Origin of the sequence: Pseudomonas sp. PA-5-4B (assembly GCF_021606215.1) — a bacterium.
Lineage (GTDB): Bacteria > Pseudomonadota > Gammaproteobacteria > Pseudomonadales > Pseudomonadaceae > Aquipseudomonas > Aquipseudomonas edaphica.
Genome location: NZ_WKDB01000019.1, coordinates 52,844 through 74,643, shown reverse-complemented (window position 1 = coordinate 74,643; position 21,800 = coordinate 52,844). Strand labels below are relative to the sequence as shown.

The window sequence follows — 21,800 nt, the reverse complement described above, 5'->3', positions numbered from 1 at the left end:
TCTTGGCGTGGCGGGCAGGGCGCTGCAAGTTGTCGTTTAGCGACACGCCGGTGGTTTTGGGGTTGGGCGCCTGCCTGCTTTGGTGCATGATACAAGGTAGCCAACAGACCGAGATGACTCATGCTGGACGAGCTACTTCGCCGGGTAACCAATCACACCCCCCACACCTTGGAAACTGACGGGCGTTTCCCCGAGGCCGCCGTGTTGGTGCCGATCACCCGCAGCGACGAACCCGAGCTGATCCTGACCCTGCGCGCCAGCGGTCTGTCGACCCACGGTGGCGAAGTGGCGTTTCCTGGCGGGCGGCGCGACCCCGAAGACCCGGACCTGATTTTTACCGCACTGCGCGAAGCCGAAGAGGAAATCGGTCTGCCGCCCGGTCTGGTGGAAGTGGTCGGCCCGTTAAGCCCGTTGATTTCCCTGCATGGCATTCGTGTAACGCCTTACGTCGGTGTGATCCCAGATTACGTCGAATACCTGGCCAACGATGCCGAGATCGCCGCCGTGTTCAGCGTGCCGCTGGAGTTTTTCCGCCAGGACCCGCGCGAACACACCCACCGCATCGATTACCAGGGCCGCAGTTGGTATGTGCCCAGCTACCGATTTGGCGAATACAAGATCTGGGGGTTGACGGCAATCATGATCGTCGAGCTGATCAACCTGCTCTATGACGACGCCCAGATCAGCCTGCACCAGCCGCCTAAAAGCTTTATCAATATCTAAGCCATCGCTTGAATGGCCAGCCGTGAGGACACACCATGAAATACCGCCTGGGCGACGCCCGCGTCGAGACGCACCCGCACAGCTGGGTGGCGCCGAATGCCACGCTGGTCGGCAAGGTCAAGCTGGAAGAGGGCGCCAACGTCTGGTTCAACGCGGTGTTGCGTGGCGATAATGAGCTGATCCTGATCGGCAAGAACAGCAATGTGCAGGACGGCAGCGTGATGCACACCGACATGGGCTACCCGCTGACCCTGGGTACCGGCGTGACCATCGGCCATAACGCCATGCTGCACGGCTGCACCGTTGACGACTACAGCCTGATCGGCATCAACGCGGTGATCCTCAATGGCGCCAGGATCGGCAAACATTGCATCATCGGCGCCAACTCGCTGATTGGCGAAGGCAAGGAAATCCCCGATGGCTCGCTGGTGATGGGGTCGCCGGGCAAGGTGGTACGTGAGCTGACCGAGGCGCAAAAGCGCATGCTCGAAGCCAGCGCCGCGCACTATGTGCATAACGCGCAGCGGTATGCGCGTGACCTGGTTGAGCAGGAAGAATGAACCCGGTTGAACGCCCCGTCGCCTCGCCGTGCGTGAGTATTTGTGCGCTGGACGATGACGATATTTGTACCGGCTGCCAGCGCACCGTGGATGAGATTACGCGCTGGAGCCGCATGGACAATGCCGAGCGCCGGGTGGTGCTGGGGTTGTGCCATGAGCGGGCGAAGGCAAGTGGGTTGGTGTGGATGATGCCTGGTAAATCTGGCACCTGAGCGACCGCTATCGCAGCGATGCGGCGGCCCGACAAGCCAGCTCCCACATTTGAAGGTATTCACAATTCAAATGTGGGAGCTGGCTTGCCTGCGATGAGGCCCGCCCAGACGACATATTTCAAAATGTGAAGTACCCTGTGCCCCTTGCCCACAGGTCCTCCCCCATGCTCTTCCTGATCGCCTACATCAGCAGCGTCGTGCTGATCAACTTCGCTTTCTCCACCGCCCCGCACCTGGATGTCATCTGGTCCGCCTGGGGTGGCCTGGTGTTTATCCTGCGTGACATGGTGCAAACCCGCTTCGGCCATGGCGCAATCATCGCCATGCTGGCAGCGCTGGTGCTGTCGTATATCACCTCTGACCCGTCCATCGCGCTGGCCAGCGCCACGGCGTTTGCGGTGTCCGAATGCATCGACTGGCTGGTGTTCAGCATCACCAAGCGCCCGCTGCACGACCGCCTGTGGATAAGTTCGGCGCTGAGCATTCCCATCGATACGTTTATCTTCTTCGGCTTGATCGGCGCGCTCACACCGGCAGTGGCCGGCACCGCGCTGGTGTCCAAATTTGCCGGGGTCACGGTGGTGTGGCTGATCATGGCCTGGCGTATGCGCAAACGGGCTGTCGCCAACTGAGGCCATTTTTTACAGTTCATGTAAAATGCCGGCCTTTCTCCCCATGATCCGCTCCCCTGAGGACCTGAGATGACCCGAATCGGAACTCCATTGTCGCCAACCGCGACCCGCGTTTTGCTGTGTGGCTGCGGTGAGCTGGGCAAGGAAGTGGTAATCGAACTGCAACGCCTGGGCGTTGAAGTGATTGCCGTGGATCGCTACGCCAACGCGCCGGCCATGCAGGTTGCGCACCGCAGCCACGTGATCAACATGCTCGACGGCGCCGCCCTGCGTGCCGTGATCGAGGCCGAAAAGCCGCACTTCATCGTGCCGGAAATCGAAGCCATCGCCACTGCAACGCTGGTGGAACTGGAAGCCGAAGGCTTTACCGTGATCCCGACCGCGCGTGCCACGTCGCTGACCATGAACCGTGAAGGCATCCGTCGTCTGGCCGCTGAAGAGCTTGACCTGCCGACTTCGCCGTACCACTTCGCCGACACCTTCGAAGACTACAGCAAGGCCGTGCAAGACCTGGGCTTCCCGTGTGTGGTCAAACCGGTGATGAGTTCGTCGGGCAAGGGCCAGAGCCTGCTGCGCAGCGCCGATGATGTACAAAAAGCCTGGGATTACGCCCAGGAAGGCGGGCGTGCCGGCAAAGGCCGCGTGATCATCGAAGGTTTTATCGACTTCGACTACGAAATCACCCTGCTGACCGTGCGTCACATCGGTGGCACCACCTTCTGTGCGCCAGTGGGGCACCGTCAGGAGAAGGGTGATTATCAGGAATCCTGGCAGCCGCAAGCCATGAGCCCGATTGCCCTGGCTGAATCCGAGCGTGTAGCCAAAGCCGTGACCGAGGCGCTGGGTGGCCGCGGCCTGTTTGGCGTGGAGTTGTTCATCAAGGGCGATCAGGTGTGGTTCAGCGAAGTCTCGCCACGCCCGCATGACACCGGTCTGGTGACCCTGATTTCCCAGGACCTGTCGCAGTTTGCGCTGCACGCGCGTGCCATCCTGGGCTTGCCGATTCCGTTGATCCGCCAGTTCGGGCCTTCGGCTTCGGCGGTGATCCTGGTGGAAGGGCAGTCGACTCAGACAGCGTTCGCCAACCTCGGCGCTGCCTTGAGCGAACCGGACACGGCGTTGCGTCTGTTTGGCAAGCCGGAAGTGAACGGCCAGCGCCGCATGGGTGTGGCGTTGGCGCGGGATGAGTCGATTGAGGCTGCCCGAGCTAAAGCGACCCGTGCTTCGAAGGCTGTTGTTGTAGAGCTGTAAACCCAACCCGATCGTTCCCACGCTCTGCGTGGGAATGCAGCCCGGGACGCTCTGCGTCCCAAAGCGTGACGCGGAGCGTCACAAGAGGCATTCCCACGCGGAGCGTGGGAACGATCGGCTTCAGGCGACCTTGTTCAAATCATTATCCCGCGTCTCTTTCAGGCACAGCACAGCAATCAAGCTGAGCAACGCTGCCGCCGACACATACCCGCCGACATAACTCAGCCCACCCATCGCCACCAGCTTGGTTGCGAAAAACGGTGCGGCCGACGCGCCGACAATTCCACCGAGGTTATACGCCGCCGAAGCGCCGGTATAACGCACGCGGGTCGGGAACAGTTCCGGCAGCATCGCGCCCATCGGGGCAAACGTGATGCCCATCAGGAACAGTTCCAGCGCCAGGAACAACGCCACCGCCCAGGTTGAACCGTGGGTCAGCAGCGGCTCCATGGTGAAACCCGACAAAATCGCCAGCACCGCGCCGACGATCAGCACCGGCTTGCGCCCGTAGCGGTCGCTGGCCAAGGCTGCCAGCGGCGTGGCCAGCCCCATGAACAGCACCGCAAAGCACAGTAAACCGAGGAACATCTCACGGCTGTAGCCCAAGGTCGAAACCCCGTAGCTCAGGGAAAACGCGGTGGTGATGTAAAACAGCGCATAGCACACCACCATCGACGCGGCGCCCAGCAGCACCGGCAGCCAATGCTGGCTGAACAGTTCTACCAATGGCACTTTCACCGGCGCCTCTTTGGCCACGGCGTTGGCGAATACCGGCGTTTCGTGCAGCTTGAGCCGCGCATACAGGCCGACCATCACCAGCGCTGCGCTGAGGATGAACGGGATGCGCCAGCCCCAGCTGCGGAACTGCTCGTCGTTGAGGCTCATGGCCAGGATCAGGAACAGGCCATTGGCTGCCAGAAAACCAATTGACGGACCCAGTTGCGGGAACATGCCGAACCAGGCGCGCTTGCCCTTGGGGGCGTTCTCGGTGGCCAGCAGCGCCGCGCCGCCCCATTCGCCGCCAAGGCCCAGGCCTTGGCCAAAGCGCAACACACAGAGAAGAATCGGTGCCCAGGCGCCAATGCTGTCATAGCCCGGCAGCAAGCCAATCAGCGTGGTACACACGCCCATCAGCAGCAGCGAGGCGACGAGGGTAGATTTGCGCCCGATACGGTCGCCGAAGTGGCCGAACAGCGCCGAGCCCAGCGGGCGGGCAATAAAGGCGATACCGAAGGTCAGGAACGACGCCAGCATCTGCGCGGTGCCGGAGGTCTGTGGGAAGAACACCGGGCCAATCACCAGTGCCGCAGCGGTGGCGTAGATATAGAAATCGTAGAACTCGATGGCAGTGCCGACGATGCTGGCAGTGGCAACCCGTGCGGTCGAGTTGAGCGGGGCGGCGGGTGCGGCCTCGTTGTAGGTGGTGCTCATGGCGGTATCCCTGACGGTCATTGCGCGTTTGGACGCGGATTATTATTGGTCGAACACCCATGGATCTGGGGCGTAGGCGGAGCGGCTCGGGATGGGAGCAAACACCGGTCAGACACGGAAAAGGCGGTGCCTGGACGCGCTGAGTGCGGGTAGCACGCGGTCGGGCGGGGCTTGGGTAAGCCGAGCCGATTATAGAAAGGGGTTTGTAGATCCAACAAGGGGGGCGTTGGCACGCTGATAATGCTGGCTTTGGTGTGGGCCAGCTCCCACATTGGATCGAGTGGTGTCAGGGGAAGTTATGCAGCTACCGGCACGCGGCTGGTATGCCAGATCAGCACCTTGCTCACGCGGTTGTCCTCGGTCTCGAGGATTTCCAGGCGGTAGCGGCCGATTTTCAGGCACACCGCGCAGTCGGGAATAGTCTCGAGCGCCTCGGTAACCAGGCCATTGAGGGTCTTGGGGCCGTCACTGGGCAAGTGCCAGCCCAGGCTTTTGTTCAGTTCGCGGATCGAGGCGGCGCCGTCGATGATGTAGCGGCCATCGGCTTGGGCTTCGATGTGCGGGTTATCCACCGCCTGGTCGCTTTCGAATTCGCCGACGATTTCTTCGAGGATATCTTCCAGGGTGACGATGCCCAGCACTTCGCCGTATTCGTCCACCACCATGCCCAGGCGCCGTTGCTGTTTATGGAAGTTCAGCAGCTGCAATTGCAGTGGCGTGCTTTCCGGCACGAAGTAGGGTTCGTGGCAGGCGGCCAGCAAGGCTTCTTTGGTCAGGCTGGCGTCGGGCAGCAAGTGCTGGATCTGGCGAGTGTTGAGCACCGCTTGCACCTGGTTGATGTCGCTGTGAAACACCGGCAGGCGCGTGCGCTGGGACGTGCGCAGTTGCTCGATGATGGCTTCGACCGAGTCATCCAGGTTGATGCCATCCACTTCACTGCGCGGCACCAGGATGTCGTTGACCGTGATGTTGTCCAGGGCGTGGATGCCTGGCAGGCCGGGCGTGCGATTGTCGTTGGCCTCGGGCTCCGGTTCGTCGTCATGCTCGGGCAGCGGCTCGTCGCTCTTTTTTACCACGCCGGATTTGCGCGCGAAGGGGCGCAACAGCAACAGGCTGATGCCGTTGAGCAGCCAGGCCAGTGGATAAAGGATTTTCAGCGGGACGCCCAGCAGCGTGTTACCGAAGCCCAGCACGGCTTGGGGGTGACGAACGGCCAGCGCACGGGGCAGATAGTCGGCAAGTATCAGCAGGATGGCGCAGGAGATCAGCCAGCCGAGCCACGGGCCGTTTTGCGCCCAGGCATAAATCGCCAGCAACGTGCACAGGATCACCACGGCCGCCCGGCACAGGCTGTTGCACAGGATCAGGCTGTTACGTGGGAAGTTCAGGCGGGCGGCGGCCTTGTCGCCTTGGCGTGTGCCAGGGCGTATGGCCAGCAGGTGTTGTTGTGCGGCTTCGATGGCGGTAAACAGCGCCGCCCATAAGATCAGCAGGGCGATTACCGCGAGCATCGGCCCAAGGGGCAAGTTGTCCATTATTGCTGCCCGTCAGATATGCAGGATGTATTCGCGAACCAGCTTGCTGCCGAAGTAGGCCAGCATCAGCAGGCAGAAACCGGCCAGGGTCCAGCGGATCGCTTTGTGCCCGCGCCAGCCGAGACGGTTACGCCCCCACAACAGTACGCTGAACACCACCCAGGCCAGGCACGCCAGCAGGGTTTTGTGCACCAGGTGCTGGGCGAACAGGTTCTCGACGAACAGCCAGCCGGAGATCAGCGACAGCGACAGCAGCGTCCAGCCGGCCCAGAGGAAACCAAACAGCAGGCTTTCCATGGTTTGCAGCGGCGGGAAGTTCTTGATCAGCCCGGACGGGTGCTTGTTTTTAAGTTGGTGATCTTGCAGCAGCAGGAGCAAGGCCTGGAACACCGCGATGGTGAACATGCCGTAGGCCAGGATCGACAACAGGATGTGCGCCAGGATGCCCGGCTCTTCGTCGATGACCTGCACGGTGCCTGTTGGCGTGAATTGCGCCAGCAGCACGGTCAGCATTCCCAGCGGGAATAGCAGCACCAGCAGGTTTTCGACCGGGATGCGGTAGCAGGCCAGCAAGGTCAGCGCGATAACGGCAGCGGCGATCAGGCTGGCGGCGCTGAAAAAGTCCAGGCCCAAGCCGACCGGCGTCATCAGGTGGGTGAACAGGCTCGCGGCGTGAGCCAGCAGGGCGACGACGCCCAGGCCCACCAGCAGACGTTTGTCCGCTTTAGTGCCTTGGGCCAGACGAGTGCCCTGATAGAGAGTCGCAGCGGCATATAAAAGGGCGGCGGCGAGGCTGGGTAGCAAACTGGGTGACAAGGGGACCATAAATCCTGATAGACAAGCCCGAAAGGCGCTGAGTTTGGCACACACCTGCGCTGCACGAAAGACTCCCGGGCCAGACAGCGCGTGTGCAGCGGCGCAGTCTTCGCTATAATCCGCGACCTGCCCACGCCGCAGGCTTGCTGAGCGCTGTTTTTAATAGCGATTTACCACAGCCTGGGCCGCCATTACCTCGGTCACCACTGCATTTCGATGAATAGGGCCTGAAAGGATCGCGCATGTTTGAAAACTTGACTGACCGTCTCTCGCAGACGCTGCGCCATGTCACCGGCAAGGCCAAGCTGACCGAGGACAATATTAAAGACACCCTGCGTGAAGTGCGCATGGCGTTGCTGGAAGCCGACGTGGCCTTGCCTGTGGTCAAGGACTTCGTCAACTCGGTCAAAGAGCGCGCAGTGGGCACCGAAGTGTCCCGCAGCCTGACGCCGGGCCAGGCATTTGTGAAGGTCGTCCAGGCCGAACTCGAAAGCCTGATGGGCGCAGCCAACGAAGACTTGAACCTCAGCGCCGTGCCACCGGCCGTTGTGCTGATGGCCGGTCTGCAGGGCGCGGGTAAAACCACCACCGCCGGCAAGCTGGCGCGCTTCCTTAAAGAGCGCAAGAAGAAGTCGGTCATGGTGGTATCGGCTGACGTCTACCGTCCGGCCGCGATCAAGCAGCTGGAAATGCTCGCAGGCGAAGTCGGTGTGACCTTCTTCCCGTCCGACCTGAGCCAGAAGCCGGTCGACATTGCCAACGCGGCTATTAAAGAAGCCAAGCTCAAATTCATCGACGTGGTCATCGTCGATACCGCCGGTCGCCTGCACATCGACGAAGAGATGATGGGCGAGATCAAGGCGTTGCATGCCGCGATCAACCCGGTCGAGACGCTGTTCGTGGTCGACGCCATGACCGGCCAGGATGCGGCCAACACCGCCAAGGCTTTCGGCGATGCACTGCCGCTCACCGGCGTGATCCTGACCAAGGTCGACGGTGACGCCCGTGGCGGTGCCGCGCTGTCGGTACGCGCCATCACCGGCAAGCCGATCAAATTCATCGGTATGGGCGAGAAGAGCGATGCGCTCGAGCCGTTCCACCCTGAACGTATCGCCTCGCGCATCCTTGGCATGGGCGACGTGCTCAGCCTGATCGAGCAGGCCGAAGCCACGCTCGACAAAGACAAAGCCGACAAGCTTGCTAAAAAGCTGAAGAAGGGCAAGGGCTTCGACCTCGAAGACTTCCGTGACCAGCTGCAACAAATGAAGAACATGGGCGGCCTTGGCGGCCTGATGGACAAGCTGCCGAACATCGGCGGTGTGAACCTGGCGCAAATGGGCAATGCCCAGGGCGCGGCAGAGAAGCAGTTCAAGCAGATGGAAGCCATCATCAACTCCATGACCCCGGCCGAGCGCCGCGACCCTGAGCTGATCAGTGGTTCGCGCAAACGTCGGATCGCCATGGGCTCCGGCACCCAGGTGCAGGACATCGGTCGCTTGATCAAGCAGCACAAGCAGATGCAGAAGATGATGAAGAAATTCTCCGCCAAAGGCGGGATGGCCAAGATGATGCGCGGCATGGGCGGTATGTTGCCCGGCGGCGGCATGCCGAAAATGTAAAAAGTATTCGAGCGCAAGCTTGCTTGCGCTCCGACCCACAGGGACGTGGGATCTCCAGCAAACCCGCGGTTAGCGGGAGCTGACTCGCCGTTTTAACCGACGGCTCTATAGCAGATCTGAGTGGCACGCTGATAGGCGCCAGAAAAAGACATTTGCAAAAGTCCGGATATTCCTTAGAATATGCGGCCTTTCGGGCACCTATGCCCGCTGTGCATTTAGATTTGCAGCACCGACTACAGGAACGATGTTCACATGCTAACAATCCGTCTTGCCCTTGGCGGCTCCAAAAAGCGCCCGTTTTACCACTTGACCGTAACCGACAGCCGCAACCCGCGCGACGGTTCGCACAAGGAACAGGTTGGTTTCTTCAACCCTGTTGCTCGTGGTCAAGAAGTTCGTCTGTCCGTGAACCAAGAGCGCGTAGCCTACTGGCTGAGCGTTGGCGCACAGCCATCCGAGCGCGTTGCAAAACTGTTGAAGGACTCGGCTAAGGCCGCAGCCTGAGCAATATGAACGCGACGCCAGCTGTTGCTGATGATTTGATCGTTATCGGCAAGATTTACTCTGTTCATGGCGTTCGCGGCGAAGTGAAGGTGTATTCCTTTACTGATCCGACTGAAAACCTGTTGCAGTACAAAACCTGGACGCTCAAGCGCGAAGGTAGTGTGAAACAGGTCGAGCTGGTCAGTGGACGCGGGAGCGATAAGTTCCTGGTCGCAAAGCTCAAGGGTCTTGATGACCGTGAAGAAGCTCGTCTTCTGGCCGGTTATGAGATCTGCGTGCCGCGCAACCTGTTCCCTGAATTGACCGACGGCGAGTACTACTGGTACCAGCTGGAAGGTCTGAAGGTTATTGATCAACTGGGGCAATTGCTCGGGAAAATCGATCATCTTCTGGAAACCGGCGCCAATGATGTAATGGTGGTCAAGCCTTGCGCTGGCAGCCTGGATGATCGCGAACGCCTGTTGCCCTATACCGAGCAATGCGTGTTGGCCGTCGACCTGGCCGCGGGCGAGATGAAGGTGGAATGGGACGCGGACTTCTAAGCGTGGCTAATTTGCGCATTGAAGTGATCAGTTTGTTTCCCGAGATGTTTTCCGCCATCAGCGAGTACGGCATCACCAGTCGGGCGGTGAAACAGGGGCTGTTGCAGCTCACCTGTTGGAACCCGCGAGACTACACGACAGATCGACATCACACTGTGGACGATCGCCCATTTGGCGGTGGCCCGGGCATGGTGATGAAGATCAAGCCCCTGGAAGATGCGTTGGTCGAGGCCAAGGCAGCAGCCGGGGAGAAGGCGAAGGTAATTTACCTGTCCCCTCAAGGCCGTCAGCTGAAACAGGCTGGCGTGCGCGAACTGGCGAATGAGGAGGCCTTAATCCTGATTGCCGGTCGCTATGAAGGCATTGACGAGCGTTTTATTGAAGCGCATGTCGATGAAGAGTGGTCGATTGGGGACTATGTCCTGTCTGGCGGCGAGCTGCCGGCGATGGTCCTGATAGATGCGGTTACACGACTGCTGCCTGGAGCTTTAGGGCATGCGGACTCCGCGGAGGAAGATTCCTTCACGGATGGTTTGCTGGATTGCCCGCACTACACCCGACCGGAGGTGTATGCGGATCAGCGTGTTCCCGACGTATTGCTAAGTGGCAATCACGCACACATCCGGCGTTGGCGTTTACAGCAGTCCCTTGGTCGGACCTATGAACGACGCGCCGATCTTCTGGAAAGCCGCTCGCTTTCTGGAGAAGAGAAGAAGCTGCTCGAGGAATACATCCTCGCGCGGGACGATAGTTAACAACGTATCGATGGTAGGTCCATTGACTTACCTTAGGAGCACAGCATGACTAACAAAATCATCCTTGCACTCGAAGCAGAGCAGATGACCAAAGAGATCCCTACCTTTGCCCCGGGCGACACTATTGTCGTTCAGGTGAAAGTGAAGGAAGGCGACCGTTCGCGTCTGCAAGCGTTCGAAGGCGTGGTAATTGCCAAGCGTAACCGTGGTGTGAACAGTGCTTTCACTGTTCGTAAAATCTCCAACGGTGTTGGCGTAGAGCGTACTTTCCAGACCTACAGCCCGCAAATCGACAGCATGGCCGTTAAGCGTCGCGGTGACGTACGTAAAGCCAAGCTGTACTACCTGCGTGACCTGTCCGGTAAAGCAGCTCGCATCAAGGAAAAACTGGCTTAAGTCCAGCTTCCCGATGCAGAAAAAAGCAGCCTACGGGCTGCTTTTTTGTGCCTGAAATTTGTCTGTTTACCGGTATTTGCCCATGACCACCCGCCTCGAAGAAATCCAGCGCCGCACCGACCTGTCCGTCACCCACGTGACCAAAGCCGTGTTCCCGCCGACCACCAACCACCACAACACCCTGTTCGGCGGCACTGCGCTGGCGTGGATGGATGAAGTGTCGTTCATCACCGCCACGCGCTTTTGCCGCTTGCCACTGGTGACCGTGTCCACCGACCGTATCGACTTCAACCACGCGATCCCGGCCGGCTCCATCGTCGAGTTGATCGGCCGCGTAATCAAAGTGGGTAACACCAGCCTCAAGGTCGAGGTTGAAGTATTCGTCGAGAGCATGAGTGCCGATGGCCGTGAAAAGGCGATCCAGGGCGTGTTCAGTTTTGTCGCGATTGATGCTGACAAACGCCCTGTGCCGGTATTGCCTGGTTTTGCCGACTGACTTATTCGGCTGTGTTGTTTTCTGGTTGAATCACGGCCAGCAAGGTCCAGCCAGCTACGGGTTTCAAGCTGCTGTCCGGGGTCACCACGTGTACCCAGCCTGCGGTATCGCGGGCAAACAGCAGCGTCGCGCGGTCACCATGCAGCGCCTGGTACTGTTCCCAGCTGAAGCCTTCGGTCAGGTTGGTGCTATACAGCTCTGCACCTTGGCCCAGCAGGCTCGCAAGTTTGGTGTAGCTCAGGGGTTGGCTGCCCAGCAAATGGCCACGGTGCTCGTGGCTGGCCCGGTGCTTATCGGTGCGACGGCTTTCCTGGCTGCTGGCCAGGGCGAACAGACGATGCCCAAAATCGTGGCGAAAGCGCATGGCGGCCAAAGTGTTCAGTTCGCCCGAAGGTGAGAGCGCCAGCAAATGCCCGAGGCCGACCAGATCCAGATGCGATTCGGCATGCTGTGATGCCGGGTTGCCGAAGTAAGTGGGTAGCCCTTCCATTCGGCTGGCGCGGATGTTTTCCCAGCTGGAGTCGGTCAGCAGCACTCGGCTGCCCAGTTGTTGCAAGGCTTTGCCCAGGATGCGCGCCGGGCCGTTCGCGCCGACGATCAGGAAGCCGCTGGGCGCAGGCTCGGCGACTTTCAGCAGGCGTGCCAGCGGGCGGGCCGTGGCGCTTTGCAGGACAACGGTGCCGATAATCACCGCGAATGTCAGTGGCACCAATAACAGTGCGCCTTCATGACCGGCCTCATCCAGGCGAATGGCGAAAATCGCCGACACGGCTGCGGCCACGATCCCGCGTGGTGCAATCCAGGACAGCAGGGCACGTTCACGCCAGTTCAGGCCGGAACCAAAGGTCGAAAGCGCGACGTTCAAAGGTCGTGCAATAAATTGAATGATCAGTAACAGGATCAGTACGAACGGCCCCAAGGCAATCAGGGCGTTCAGGTCCAGGCGCGCGGCCAGCAGAATGAATAACCCGGAAATCAGCAGGACGCTGAGGTTTTCCTTGAAATGCAGGATGTGGCGTACGTCAACGCCCTTCATATTGGCCATCCACATGCCCATCAGCGTCACGGCCAACAGGCCGGACTCATGCATCACCTCGTTGGAGGCGATGAAGATTCCCAGAACGCCAGCCAGCGTAGCCAGGTTATGCAGGTATTCCGGCAGCCATTGCCGGCGCATGATCTGCCCCAACACCCAACCACCGGCGACGCCGAACAGGCTGCCGCACAGGATCACGCCGCCAAAGGTCAGCAGGCTGTGACTCAAGCCGTCGCCTGACGCGCGAGCGATGATAAAGCTGTAGACCACCACGGCGAGCAACGCACCAATCGGGTCAATGACAATGCCTTCCCAGCGTAAGATATTGGCGATCGAGGCTTTTGGCCGCACGACACGTAACATGGGCACAATCACGGTAGGCCCGGTCACCAGCGTCAAGGTGCCGAAAAGCAGGGCGAGCATCCAGTCAAAACCCAGCAGCCAGTGGGTAGCCAGGGTAATGACGGCCCATGTCGACAGGGCGCCGACCGTGACAAGGCGATGCACGACGCTGCCGATCTCCTTCCATTCCGAAAGGTGCAGCGTGAGGCTGCCTTCAAACAGGATCAGTGCCACGGCCAGGGATACCAATGGCATCAGCAACGGACCGAACATTTCCTGAGGGTTCAGCCAGCCCAGCACCGGCCCTGCCAGGATTCCGCTGACCAGCAGAAACAGAATGGCGGGAAGTTTCAGGCGCCATGCCAGCCATTGGCAGGCCAACGCGGCCACGCCAATGCCACCAAATGCCAGCAGAATCTGTTGTTCGCTCATTGAAGCTTCCTGTTCCTTGAAATAGCGGGCTATGAAAGACTAGTGCCCGTTGTAACAGTTCACTAAATAATTTGCGCAAAGCCCTGTGCTGCGCTGCTTGAGTGCCCATGCCCGCCATTGACCATCCCCTGATCGACCGCTTCCTCGACGCCCTGTGGCTGGAAAAAGGCCTGTCGGACAACACCCGCCAGGCTTATCGCAGCGACTTGGCTTTGTTCAATGGCTGGTTGCAGGACAAAAACCTTGAACTGATCAATGCCGGTCGTGAGTTGATCCTCGATCACCTGGCCTGGCGCCTGGAGCAGAATTACAAGCCGCGTTCCACGGCGCGATTTCTCTCGGGCGTACGTGGGTTTTATCGCTATTTGCTGCGGGAAAAGCTGATTGCTGTCGACCCGACCCTACAAATCGACATGCCCCAGCTCGGTAGGCCATTGCCTAAATCCTTGTCGGAAGCTGACGTCGATGCCTTGCTCGCCGCCCCCGATCTGAGCGAAGCCATCGGCCAGCGCGACCGCGCCATGCTTGAGGTCTTGTATGCCTGCGGTTTGCGCGTGACCGAGCTGATCAGCCTGACCCTGGAGCAAGTCAACCTGCGCCAGGGCGTGTTGCGCGTGATGGGCAAAGGCAGCAAGGAGCGGCTGGTGCCGATGGGCGAGGAGGCGATTGTGTGGGTGGAGCGCTATATGCGTGACGCCCGCAATGAGCTGCTTGGTGGGCGACCCAGCGATGTGCTGTTCCCCAGCCTGCGCGGCGAGCAGATGACTCGCCAGACCTTCTGGCACCGTATCAAGCACCAGGCCAAGGTCGCCGGGATCGGCAAGGCGCTGTCGCCGCATACCTTGCGCCATGCATTCGCCACGCATTTGCTCAACCACGGCGCGGATTTGCGCGTGGTGCAAATGTTGCTGGGACACAGCGACTTGTCCACAACCCAGATCTACACCCATGTGGCACGCGCACGCTTGCAGGAGATGCACGCCAAGCACCACCCGCGCGGTTGAAAGCCGCCAATTTGTCCCGCCACCGGCTGCCCTGGCGCCCAACTGTGGTAGGCTTTGCCGGTTAGCAAAGGGGACGGCCACTGCCCGCGTTTCCAAGCGGTGTTCCACAGCCGTCCCTGCATCTGCCTTCAGGAGTTCCCATGCGCTTGACCCAGATTATTGCCGCCGCAGCGATTGCGTTGGTTTCCACCTTTGTTGTCGCCGATGACGCCGCCGAACAAACCATTCGCAAGAGTTTGGCGGACCTGAAGCTCGACACCCCGATCGAAAGCATCAGCGCCAGCCCCATGGCCGGCCTGTATGAAGTCAAGCTCAAGGGCAGCCGTGTGCTGTACGCCAGTGCCGATGGTCAGTACATCGTCCAGGGCTACCTGTTCCAGCTTAAAGACGGCAAGCCGGTCAACCTGACCGAGAAGGCCGAGCGCCTGGGCGTGTCCAAGCTGATCAACGGCATTCCGGTGGCTGAAACCGTGGTTTACCCAGCCATTGGCGAGACCAAGACCCACATTACCGTGTTCACCGACACCACGTGCCCGTACTGCCACAAGCTGCACGCCGAAGTGCCTGCGCTGAACAAGGCCGGTATCGAAGTGCGCTACGTCGCGTTCCCGCGCCAGGGCCTGGGTTCGCCGGGTGACGAGCAACTGCAAGCCGTATGGTGTTCGGCCGACAAGAAATCGGCCATGGACAAAATGGTCGATGGCAAGGAAATCAAGGCGGCCAAATGTGCCAACCCGGTTTCCAAGCAGTTCGCCCTCGGCCAGTCGATTGGCGTGAACGGTACACCGGCCATCGTTTTGGCTGACGGCCAAGTGATTCCGGGCTACCAGCCGGCGCCACAAGTTGCCAAACTGGCACTGGGTGCGAAGTAAGCAGTCATCGTCGAGCCTTTGACGATCATGCCCCGTCGAACAGTCGACGGGGCATTAATTGAGAGCCGCAGTTGTGCGGCTGTTTACCACGGCCGACCTTGAGTCGGCCGTTTCATGGGGAGTTCTTCAGTGAAACCGGTCAAAGTAGGCATCTGTGGGTTAGGGACCGTCGGTGGCGGCACCTTGAACGTACTTCAGCGTAATGCTGAAGAAATTTCCCGCCGTGCAGGGCGTGGGATTGAAGTGGCGCAAATTGCCACGCGTACGCCAAAGCCTCAGTTCCAAACGACCGGTATTGCGATTACCAACGATGTCTTCGCTGTGGCCACCAACCCTGAAATCGATATCGTCATCGAGCTGGTTGGCGGTTATACCGTGGCCCGCGAGCTGGTGCTGCTGGCCATCGAAAACGGCAAGCACGTGGTCACCGCCAACAAGGCGCTGATCGCCGTACACGGCAACGAGATCTTCGCCAAGGCGCGTGAAAAGGGTGTGATTGTCGCGTTCGAAGCCGCCGTGGCCGGTGGCATCCCGGTGATCAAGGCGATCCGTGAAGGCCTGTCTGCCAACCGTATCAACTGGGTGGCCGGCATCATCAACGGCACCGGCAACTTCATCCTCACCGAAATGCGCGAGAAGGGCCGCACCTTCGAAGACGTGCTGGCCGAAGCTCAAGCCTTGGGTTACGCCGAAGCCGACCCGACCTTCGACGTAGAAGGCATCGACGCGGCGCACAAGCTGACCATTTTGGCGTCCATTGCCTTTGGCATTCCGCTGCAGTTCGACAAGGCCTACACCGAAGGCATCACCAAGCTCACCACCGCCGACGTGAACTACGCCGAAGCCCTGGGCTACCGCATCAAGCACCTCGGTGTGGCGCGCAGCACCCCGGCCGGTATCGAATTGCGTGTACACCCGACGCTGATCCCGGCTGACCGCCTGATCGCTAACGTCAATGGCGTGATGAACGCCGTGATGGTCAACGGTGACGCCGCCGGCTCCACCCTGTTCTACGGCGCGGGCGCCGGCATGGAGCCGACCGCTTCGTCGGTGATCGCCGACCTGGTAGACGTGGTTCGCGCCATGACCAGCGACCCGGAAAACCGCGTGCCGCACCTGGCCTTCCAGCCGGATTCGCTGTCGGCCCACCCGATCCTGCCGATCGAAGCCTGTGAAAGCGCTTACTACCTGCGCATCCAGGCCAAGGATCACCCAGGCGTGTTGGCCCAAGTGGCCAGCATCCTCTCGGAGCGTGGCATCAACATCGAGTCGATCATGCAGAAGGAAGTCGAGGAACAAGACGGCCTGGTGCCGATGATCCTGCTGACCCACCGCGTGCTCGAGCAGCACATCAACGATGCCATTGCCGCGCTTGAAGCGTTGCAGGGCGTGGTTGGGCCGGTGGTGCGCATCCGTGTTGAACACCTGAACTAATCGTTTAGCGGCAAGGGCCCCACACGTTCGGCGGCCCTTGTTCAGAATGCTCTAGAGGAGCCAGTCATGCGTTATATCAGCACCCGCGGCCAGGCACCGGCCCTGAACTTCGAAGACGTTTTGCTCGCCGGCCTTGCCACTGACGGCGGCCTGTACGTGCCGGAAAACCTGCCACGTTTCACTCAGGAAGAGATCGCCTCGTGGGCCGGCCTGCCGTACCACGAACTGGCGTTCCGGGTGATGCGCCCGTTTGTTACCGGCAGCATTCCTGATGCGGACTTTAAAAAGATTCTGGAAGAAACGTATGGCGTGTTTTCCCACAACGCCATCGCACCCCTGCGTCAACTGAACGGCAATGAGTGGGTGCTGGAGCTGTTCCACGGCCCGACCCTGGCGTTCAAGGACTTCGCCCTGCAACTGCTCGGTCGCCTGCTCGACTACGTGCTGGAAAAACGCGGCGAGCGTGTGGTGATCATCGGTGCCACCTCCGGTGATACCGGCTCGGCGGCCATCGAAGGTTGCAAGCACTGCGAGAACGTCGACATCTTCATCCTGCACCCGCACAAGCGCGTGTCGGAGGTGCAGCGTCGCCAGATGACCACCATCTTCGGTGAGAACATCCACAACATCGCCATCGAAGGCAACTTCGATGACTGCCAGGAAATGGTCAAGAACAGCTTCGCTGACCAGAGCTTCCTCAAAGGTACGCGTTTGGTGGCGGTGAACTCGATCAACTGGGCGCGGATCATGGCCCAGATCGTCTACTACTTCCACGCCTCCCTGCAGTTGGGCGGCCCGGCGCGTTCGGTGTCGTTCTCGGTGCCTACCGGCAACTTTGGCGACATCTTCGCCGGTTACCTGGCGCGCAACATGGGCCTGCCGATCAACCAGTTGATCGTCGCCACCAACCGCAACGACATCCTGCACCGCTTCATGAGCGGCAACCAGTACGTCAAGGAAACCCTGCACGCCACGCTGTCGCCATCGATGGACATCATGGTCTCGTCGAACTTCGAACGCCTGCTGTTCGACATGCATGGTCGCAACGGCGCAGCCATTGCCGGCTTGATGGACACCTTCAAGAGCGGTGGCGGTTTCAGCGTTGACGAAGAGCGCTGGACCGAAACCCGCAAGCTGTTCGACTCCCTGGCCGTGGACGATGCGCAAACCTGCGAAACCATCGCCGAAGTCTATGCGCAGACCGGCGAGCTGCTCGACCCGCACACCGCTATCGGTGTGAAGGCCGCACGCGAATGCCGTCGCAGCCTGGACATCCCGATGGTGATTCTGGGCACCGCCCACCCGGTAAAATTCCCGGAAGCGGTGGAGAAGGCCGGCGTTGGCAAGGCGCTGGAGTTACCGCAGCACCTGGCTGACCTGTTCGAGCGCGAAGAGCGCTGCACCGTGCTGGCCAATGATCTGAAAGCTGTGCAGGCGTTTGTCAGCCAGCATGGCAATCGCGGCAAGCCACTCTGATTCATCAGTGGCTGCGCGGCAGATCAAGCCCGTCTTCGTGACGGGCTTTTTCATTCTGGCGGGCCATACTTGCGCAGGCGCTTAACCCGAAGACTCAAGGAAACCCAATCGGTGCATGCAGTAATCCAATGGACGGTGCGTTTGGCGTGTGTGCTCTTGCTTGGCCAAGTGCCAATGGGCCTGGCCGCCGTCAGCCTGCCTTTCAAACTGGTGCCGGCGTTTATCCCGCTGGAGCCGTTGCCGTTGCCGCTGGCGCCGGCGCAGCAGCAGTGGCTGGCAGCCCATCGGACCTTGAAGGTGGGGATTTCCATTGATGACTATCAGCCGATTGATATCACCCGCGACCGCAATCGCTACCAGGGCATCAGTGCCGATTACCTGAGCCTGGTCGGTGCGCGCCTGGGTGTGTCGATGCAGGTGCTCGGTTTTGCCGAACGCGCCCAGGCGGTCGAGGCGTTGCGCAACGGTGCCATTGACATTCTCACCAGCGCCAATGGCTATGAGCGTGATGTACCCGGTTTGCAGTTTACCCGCGACTACATGCCCGACCGGTCGGTAGTAGTACTGTGTCGCGACGATAGCCAGGGCGACGATCTGACGGGCAAGAAGCTGGTGTTGCTCGATGGCTATGCCAACGTCAAGAACGTGCATGCCGCCTACCCCGGCAGCCACATCATGCTTGCGCCCAACCTCTACAGTGGGCTGGAGGCGCTCAATCAGGGCGACGCCGATGCGTTTATCGGCAACGAAGTCATCGTGCGCGCCTACAAGTCGCTGCGGCCTTACCTGAGGTTGCAGATCAAAGAAGAAAGTCGCTTGCCCCCGATCGGCTTCGCGTTTGCCACTCGCCAGGCCGACCCGTTGCTCGGTGCCATGATGGACAGCGCGCTGGCGAGCATCGATGAGTCGGTGCAGCGCGAAATTCTCGCGCGCTGGACCACCGGACTGGGTGTCGGTTTTGGTGTTGAGCGCATTGCGCTGTCGGCCTCGGAGCGGGCGTGGGTGTTGCAGCACCCGCATGTGGTGGTGGCGGCCCAGCAAATGTCGCCTTACGTGTTCAGAGACAAGGACGACCGCTGGGTGGGCTTGAACGTTGACCTGCTCAACCGGATTTCGCGCATGACCGGTTTACAGTTTGTCTTCGAGGAGGCGCATTCCACTGCGCAAACCCTGAGCTGGCTGGAAACGGGCAGGGCGGACATGAACACCACCTTGGCCGAGAATCAGGAGCGCCAGGCGCTGCTCAACTTCAGCCACAGTTTCGGTGGCTCTGGCTGGGTGTTTGTCGAGCCTGCTGATGCGGCGCCGCTGACCGGCCTGGATCAGTTGGCCGGCAAGGTGCTGGTGCTGCCGGCACGGCATGTACTTGAGCCCTACATTCGCCAGGCGTACCCGCAGATCAACCTGCGCTTGGTCACTGATTACACCCAGGCCCGTGACTGGGTAAGACGCGGCGAAGCGGCTGCCACGCTGCAGACAGAAGTGGAAGTGCAGAGTTACCCACAGGATGGCCTGCGCATTGGCCGCAGCGTCGATGGCAAGTGGTCGGCCAACAGCCTGTCGGTGCGCAAGGACCAGCCTGAACTGTTGAGCATTCTGAACAAGGCGCTGGAAGCCTTGCCGGTCGCCGAGCTGAGCGCCTTGCGCCTGCGCTGGATCGGCGCGGTGGCGATTCCGGTGCCGGCCTGGCAGCGTGTCCCTGCCTGGGCTTACTGGACGGTGGCCATGGCGATCCTGTTTGTGCTGGTGTCGCTGGTGTGGAACAGCCGGCTCAAGCGCCAGATCCACCAGCGGCTGGAGGCTGAACGTCGGCTCAATGACCAATTGGCCTTCAAGCGCGCCTTGCTCGACGGCATGCCCAACCCGCTATTCGTGCGCGACCTGGCCGGGCGCCTGGTGACCTGCAACAAAAGTTATGAACAGCAATTGGCAACTCGCCTTGAAAAGATCCAGGGCCTGACCTTGATGGAAAGCGCGGTGATGCCCGAACTCACCGCCGCGCGCCTGCATGCAGGCCATATGGTGCAACTGGCCACGCAACAACCGCTGTTTGTCGACCGGGAGCTGGAACTCAACGGCGGCAGCGTTCACGTGTACCAATGGACTGTGCCGTTCTTTGACGCCGAGAACCGTTTGCAGGGGTTGCTGGGTGGCTGGATCGACATCAACGAGCGCAAAGTCCTGGAGCATCAATTAATGGACGCGCGTCAGGCCGCCGACGAAGCGAACTACGCCAAAAGTGCGTTTCTCTCAACCCTGAGCCACGAGATTCGTACACCGATGAACGCCATCATCGGCTTGCTCGAACTGGAGCAGGAACGCTGCCTGGCAGCCGGCCAGCCTGTGTCCGACGCCTTGCAGGTAGCCCATCGCTCGGCACGTGAGCTGATTGCGTTGATGGGCGACAGCCTGGACCTTGCCAAGATTGAGTCGGGCCATATGCAACTGGCACCGCAATCGACTGAGCTGAAGGGCTTTTTCGAAGGTATCCAGCGCTTGTTCGAGGCCACGGCGCAAAAAAAGGGCCTGCACCTGACCCTGGCGTTTGACCCGGCAGCCCAGGGTTATTACTGGTTTGACCCGCTGCGCTTGCGCCAAGTGATGCACAACCTTTTGGGCAATGCGCTCAAGTTTACTCAGCACGGCGGGGTGCGTATCAGTGTCGATTGCCGGCACGATGAGGCCGGCGCCGAATACCTGCACCTGTGCGTGGAAGACAGCGGTCCGGGGATTGGGGCCGATCAGCAAGCGAGGATGTTCAAGCCGTTTGTGCAGATGAGCGCTTCGACCGCGGCCGAGCATGGCGGCACCGGCCTGGGTTTGAGTATCTGCCAGCAGTTGGTGGAGTTGATGGGCGGTAGCATTCACCTCAACAGTGTCGTGGGCGCAGGTACGGTGGTGTGCATCGACCTGCACCTGGCGCGGATCAGCACTGACGACGTACCGGCACCCGTCGGTGCTTCATTGCCGCCTGCCGGTCGCAGCCTGTCGGTGCTGGTGGTCGATGATCTGGCGGCCAACCGTCTGGTACTGGTGCAGCAGTTGGAGTTCCTCGGCCATCAAGTGGTCGCCGTCGATTCAGCGCAGGGCGCGTTGCAGGCATGGTCGCAGCAACGCTTTGACGTGCTGGTCACCGATTGCCAGATGCCGGGCATGTCCGGCTATGAGCTGAGCCAGGCGATCCGACGGATTGAAGCCACTGAGCAGTTACCGCGTTGCGCAGTGATCGGTTGCACCGCGAATGCCATGCAGGATGAACAACAGCGTGGCAACGAAGTCGGCATGGATGAGCTGTTGGTCAAGCCGATCACGTTGCAGCGCTGGGCTCAGGTGCTGGCAGAACGGGCGGCGCCACGCTCTTTTGATATCCAGACCCTGCGCACCATGACCCAGGCTGAAGGGCCGGTGCTGCACAGCATGCTGCAAGAGTTGGCCAGGAGCCTGGACCGTGAGCATGAAGTGATGGAGATGGCCTTGGTCGAGCAAGACATGGCGCGCTTGAATGCGTCGTTGCATCGGCTCAAGGGTATTTGCTCGCTGGTCGATGCGCTGCCGCTGGCCAAGGCGTGCATGGCCCTGGAGAGCTGTGCACGTGAGGCGCGCGGCAGCGAACTTGAGGCGCCGTGGTCAAGGTTGTCCCAGGCGTTGATGGTGTTCCGTCGCGACCTGCAACCCTACCTGGACGCTCACGTTTAGGACACGTCCTATGGGGCGCCCGGCAGCTTTTGGTTA

General features: G+C 60.5%; 20 protein-coding genes. 16 read left to right on the top strand and 4 right to left on the bottom strand.

The features are described 5' to 3' along the window. Nucleotides 1-120: 120 nt before the first annotated feature. The 5 genes from GIW28_RS11920 (at nucleotide 121) to purT (ending at nucleotide 3,378) form a co-directional block, all read left to right on the top strand. Nucleotides 121-723 carry a CoA pyrophosphatase gene (locus GIW28_RS11920; RefSeq protein ID WP_017139716.1) on the top strand — a complete coding sequence of 201 codons (603 nt, stop codon included), beginning with the start codon at nucleotides 121-123 and terminating at the stop codon, nucleotides 721-723. 35 nt (nucleotides 724-758) lie between these two features. Continuing rightward, nucleotides 759-1,283, top strand: coding sequence for a gamma carbonic anhydrase family protein (locus GIW28_RS11915; protein WP_017139717.1), 525 nt, complete (start codon nucleotides 759-761; stop codon nucleotides 1,281-1,283). Next, nucleotides 1,280-1,495: a DUF1289 domain-containing protein gene (locus GIW28_RS11910; RefSeq protein ID WP_017139718.1), complete on the top strand. Its 216-nt coding sequence runs from the start codon at nucleotides 1,280-1,282 to the stop codon at nucleotides 1,493-1,495. The genes GIW28_RS11915 and GIW28_RS11910 overlap by 4 nt, the downstream gene beginning before the upstream one ends. Before the next feature lie 164 nt (nucleotides 1,496-1,659). Next, on the top strand, nucleotides 1,660-2,127 hold the full coding sequence (locus GIW28_RS11905) for a VUT family protein (RefSeq protein ID WP_099549347.1): 468 nt from the start codon (nucleotides 1,660-1,662) through the stop codon (nucleotides 2,125-2,127). 69 nt (nucleotides 2,128-2,196) lie between these two features. After that, the gene (gene purT, locus GIW28_RS11900; protein WP_017139720.1) at nucleotides 2,197-3,378 is read left to right on the top strand and encodes a formate-dependent phosphoribosylglycinamide formyltransferase; all 1,182 of its coding nucleotides are present in this window, start codon (nucleotides 2,197-2,199) and stop codon (nucleotides 3,376-3,378) included. A gap of 120 nt (nucleotides 3,379-3,498) precedes the next feature. On the opposite strand, the gene GIW28_RS11895 is transcribed toward purT, so the two are convergent. The 3 genes from GIW28_RS11895 to GIW28_RS11885 all read right to left on the bottom strand — a co-directional run bounded on the left by GIW28_RS11895 (nucleotide 3,499) and on the right by GIW28_RS11885 (nucleotide 7,169). Next, nucleotides 3,499-4,809, bottom strand: coding sequence for an MFS transporter (locus GIW28_RS11895; protein ID WP_017139721.1), 1,311 nt, complete (start codon nucleotides 4,807-4,809; stop codon nucleotides 3,499-3,501). Between the two features lie 296 nt (nucleotides 4,810-5,105). After that, on the bottom strand, nucleotides 5,106-6,344 hold the full coding sequence (locus GIW28_RS11890; RefSeq protein WP_099549349.1) for a transporter associated domain-containing protein: 1,239 nt from the start codon (nucleotides 6,342-6,344) through the stop codon (nucleotides 5,106-5,108). Between the two features lie 12 nt (nucleotides 6,345-6,356). Then, nucleotides 6,357-7,169 carry a cytochrome C assembly family protein gene (locus tag GIW28_RS11885; protein WP_017139723.1) on the bottom strand — a complete coding sequence of 271 codons (813 nt, stop codon included), beginning with the start codon at nucleotides 7,167-7,169 and terminating at the stop codon, nucleotides 6,357-6,359. A gap of 233 nt (nucleotides 7,170-7,402) precedes the next feature. On the opposite strand from GIW28_RS11885, the gene ffh reads away from it, so the two are divergent. From ffh to GIW28_RS11855, 6 genes are all read left to right on the top strand, one after another. Then, nucleotides 7,403-8,779, top strand: coding sequence for a signal recognition particle protein (gene ffh, locus GIW28_RS11880; RefSeq protein WP_017139724.1), 1,377 nt, complete (start codon nucleotides 7,403-7,405; stop codon nucleotides 8,777-8,779). A 252-nt stretch (nucleotides 8,780-9,031) separates the two neighbouring features. Then, nucleotides 9,032-9,283, top strand: coding sequence for a 30S ribosomal protein S16 (rpsP, locus tag GIW28_RS11875; RefSeq protein WP_003175899.1), 252 nt, complete (start codon nucleotides 9,032-9,034; stop codon nucleotides 9,281-9,283). A gap of 5 nt (nucleotides 9,284-9,288) precedes the next feature. Beyond that, nucleotides 9,289-9,825, top strand: coding sequence for a ribosome maturation factor RimM (gene rimM, locus GIW28_RS11870; RefSeq protein ID WP_003175898.1), 537 nt, complete (start codon nucleotides 9,289-9,291; stop codon nucleotides 9,823-9,825). Next, the gene (gene trmD, locus GIW28_RS11865) at nucleotides 9,807-10,580 is read left to right on the top strand and encodes a tRNA (guanosine(37)-N1)-methyltransferase TrmD (protein WP_170875847.1); all 774 of its coding nucleotides are present in this window, start codon (nucleotides 9,807-9,809) and stop codon (nucleotides 10,578-10,580) included. Before rimM ends, trmD begins: the two co-directional genes overlap by 19 nt. A 45-nt stretch (nucleotides 10,581-10,625) precedes the next feature. Beyond that, entirely contained in the window at nucleotides 10,626-10,976 is a 351-nt protein-coding gene (gene rplS / locus GIW28_RS11860; protein WP_003175895.1) for a 50S ribosomal protein L19, read from the top strand. 82 nt (nucleotides 10,977-11,058) lie between these two features. Continuing rightward, entirely contained in the window at nucleotides 11,059-11,472 is a 414-nt protein-coding gene (locus GIW28_RS11855) for an acyl-CoA thioesterase (RefSeq protein ID WP_016977715.1), read from the top strand. A 1-nt stretch (nucleotide 11,473) separates the two neighbouring features. Here GIW28_RS11855 and GIW28_RS11850 read toward each other — a convergent pair whose 3' ends face one another. Continuing rightward, the gene (locus GIW28_RS11850; RefSeq protein WP_099549351.1) at nucleotides 11,474-13,282 is read right to left on the bottom strand and encodes a cation:proton antiporter; all 1,809 of its coding nucleotides are present in this window, start codon (nucleotides 13,280-13,282) and stop codon (nucleotides 11,474-11,476) included. A 107-nt stretch (nucleotides 13,283-13,389) separates the two neighbouring features. On the opposite strand from GIW28_RS11850, the gene xerD reads away from it, so the two are divergent. The 5 genes from xerD to GIW28_RS11825 all read left to right on the top strand — a co-directional run bounded on the left by xerD (nucleotide 13,390) and on the right by GIW28_RS11825 (nucleotide 21,764). Continuing rightward, entirely contained in the window at nucleotides 13,390-14,286 is an 897-nt protein-coding gene (gene xerD, locus GIW28_RS11845; RefSeq protein WP_099549352.1) for a site-specific tyrosine recombinase XerD, read from the top strand. 140 nt (nucleotides 14,287-14,426) lie between these two features. Beyond that, nucleotides 14,427-15,158, top strand: coding sequence for a thioredoxin fold domain-containing protein (locus GIW28_RS11840; RefSeq protein ID WP_017139728.1), 732 nt, complete (start codon nucleotides 14,427-14,429; stop codon nucleotides 15,156-15,158). A 129-nt stretch (nucleotides 15,159-15,287) separates the two neighbouring features. Further along, on the top strand, nucleotides 15,288-16,592 hold the full coding sequence (locus GIW28_RS11835; RefSeq protein ID WP_017139729.1) for a homoserine dehydrogenase: 1,305 nt from the start codon (nucleotides 15,288-15,290) through the stop codon (nucleotides 16,590-16,592). A gap of 66 nt (nucleotides 16,593-16,658) precedes the next feature. Continuing rightward, on the top strand, nucleotides 16,659-18,068 hold the full coding sequence (gene thrC / locus GIW28_RS11830) for a threonine synthase (protein WP_186617287.1): 1,410 nt from the start codon (nucleotides 16,659-16,661) through the stop codon (nucleotides 18,066-18,068). 111 nt (nucleotides 18,069-18,179) lie between these two features. Next, nucleotides 18,180-21,764, top strand: a complete 3,585-nt coding sequence (locus GIW28_RS11825) for a transporter substrate-binding domain-containing protein (protein ID WP_236445954.1) — start codon at nucleotides 18,180-18,182, stop codon at nucleotides 21,762-21,764. Nucleotides 21,765-21,800: the final 36 nt, after the last annotated feature.

What these genes read in the sequence shown, in the direction of transcription:
- GIW28_RS11895 (WP_017139721.1), bottom strand. Translation starts at nt 4,809, where the DNA reads ATGAGCACCACCTACAACGAGGCCGCACCCGCCGCCCCGCTCAACTCG.
- purT (WP_017139720.1), top strand. Translation starts at nt 2,197, where the DNA reads ATGACCCGAATCGGAACTCCATTGTCGCCAACCGCGACCCGCGTTTTG.
- GIW28_RS11890 (WP_099549349.1), bottom strand. Translation starts at nt 6,344, where the DNA reads ATGGACAACTTGCCCCTTGGGCCGATGCTCGCGGTAATCGCCCTGCTG.
- GIW28_RS11910 (WP_017139718.1), top strand. Translation starts at nt 1,280, where the DNA reads ATGAACCCGGTTGAACGCCCCGTCGCCTCGCCGTGCGTGAGTATTTGT.
- rpsP (WP_003175899.1), top strand. Translation starts at nt 9,032, where the DNA reads ATGCTAACAATCCGTCTTGCCCTTGGCGGCTCCAAAAAGCGCCCGTTT.
- thrC (WP_186617287.1), top strand. Translation starts at nt 16,659, where the DNA reads ATGCGTTATATCAGCACCCGCGGCCAGGCACCGGCCCTGAACTTCGAA.
- xerD (WP_099549352.1), top strand. Translation starts at nt 13,390, where the DNA reads ATGCCCGCCATTGACCATCCCCTGATCGACCGCTTCCTCGACGCCCTG.
- GIW28_RS11920 (WP_017139716.1), top strand. Translation starts at nt 121, where the DNA reads ATGCTGGACGAGCTACTTCGCCGGGTAACCAATCACACCCCCCACACC.
- GIW28_RS11850 (WP_099549351.1), bottom strand. Translation starts at nt 13,282, where the DNA reads ATGAGCGAACAACAGATTCTGCTGGCATTTGGTGGCATTGGCGTGGCC.
- GIW28_RS11905 (WP_099549347.1), top strand. Translation starts at nt 1,660, where the DNA reads ATGCTCTTCCTGATCGCCTACATCAGCAGCGTCGTGCTGATCAACTTC.
- GIW28_RS11855 (WP_016977715.1), top strand. Translation starts at nt 11,059, where the DNA reads ATGACCACCCGCCTCGAAGAAATCCAGCGCCGCACCGACCTGTCCGTC.
- trmD (WP_170875847.1), top strand. Translation starts at nt 9,807, where the DNA reads ATGGGACGCGGACTTCTAAGCGTGGCTAATTTGCGCATTGAAGTGATC.
- ffh (WP_017139724.1), top strand. Translation starts at nt 7,403, where the DNA reads ATGTTTGAAAACTTGACTGACCGTCTCTCGCAGACGCTGCGCCATGTC.
- GIW28_RS11915 (WP_017139717.1), top strand. Translation starts at nt 759, where the DNA reads ATGAAATACCGCCTGGGCGACGCCCGCGTCGAGACGCACCCGCACAGC.
- GIW28_RS11840 (WP_017139728.1), top strand. Translation starts at nt 14,427, where the DNA reads ATGCGCTTGACCCAGATTATTGCCGCCGCAGCGATTGCGTTGGTTTCC.
- rplS (WP_003175895.1), top strand. Translation starts at nt 10,626, where the DNA reads ATGACTAACAAAATCATCCTTGCACTCGAAGCAGAGCAGATGACCAAA.
- rimM (WP_003175898.1), top strand. Translation starts at nt 9,289, where the DNA reads ATGAACGCGACGCCAGCTGTTGCTGATGATTTGATCGTTATCGGCAAG.
- GIW28_RS11885 (WP_017139723.1), bottom strand. Translation starts at nt 7,169, where the DNA reads ATGGTCCCCTTGTCACCCAGTTTGCTACCCAGCCTCGCCGCCGCCCTT.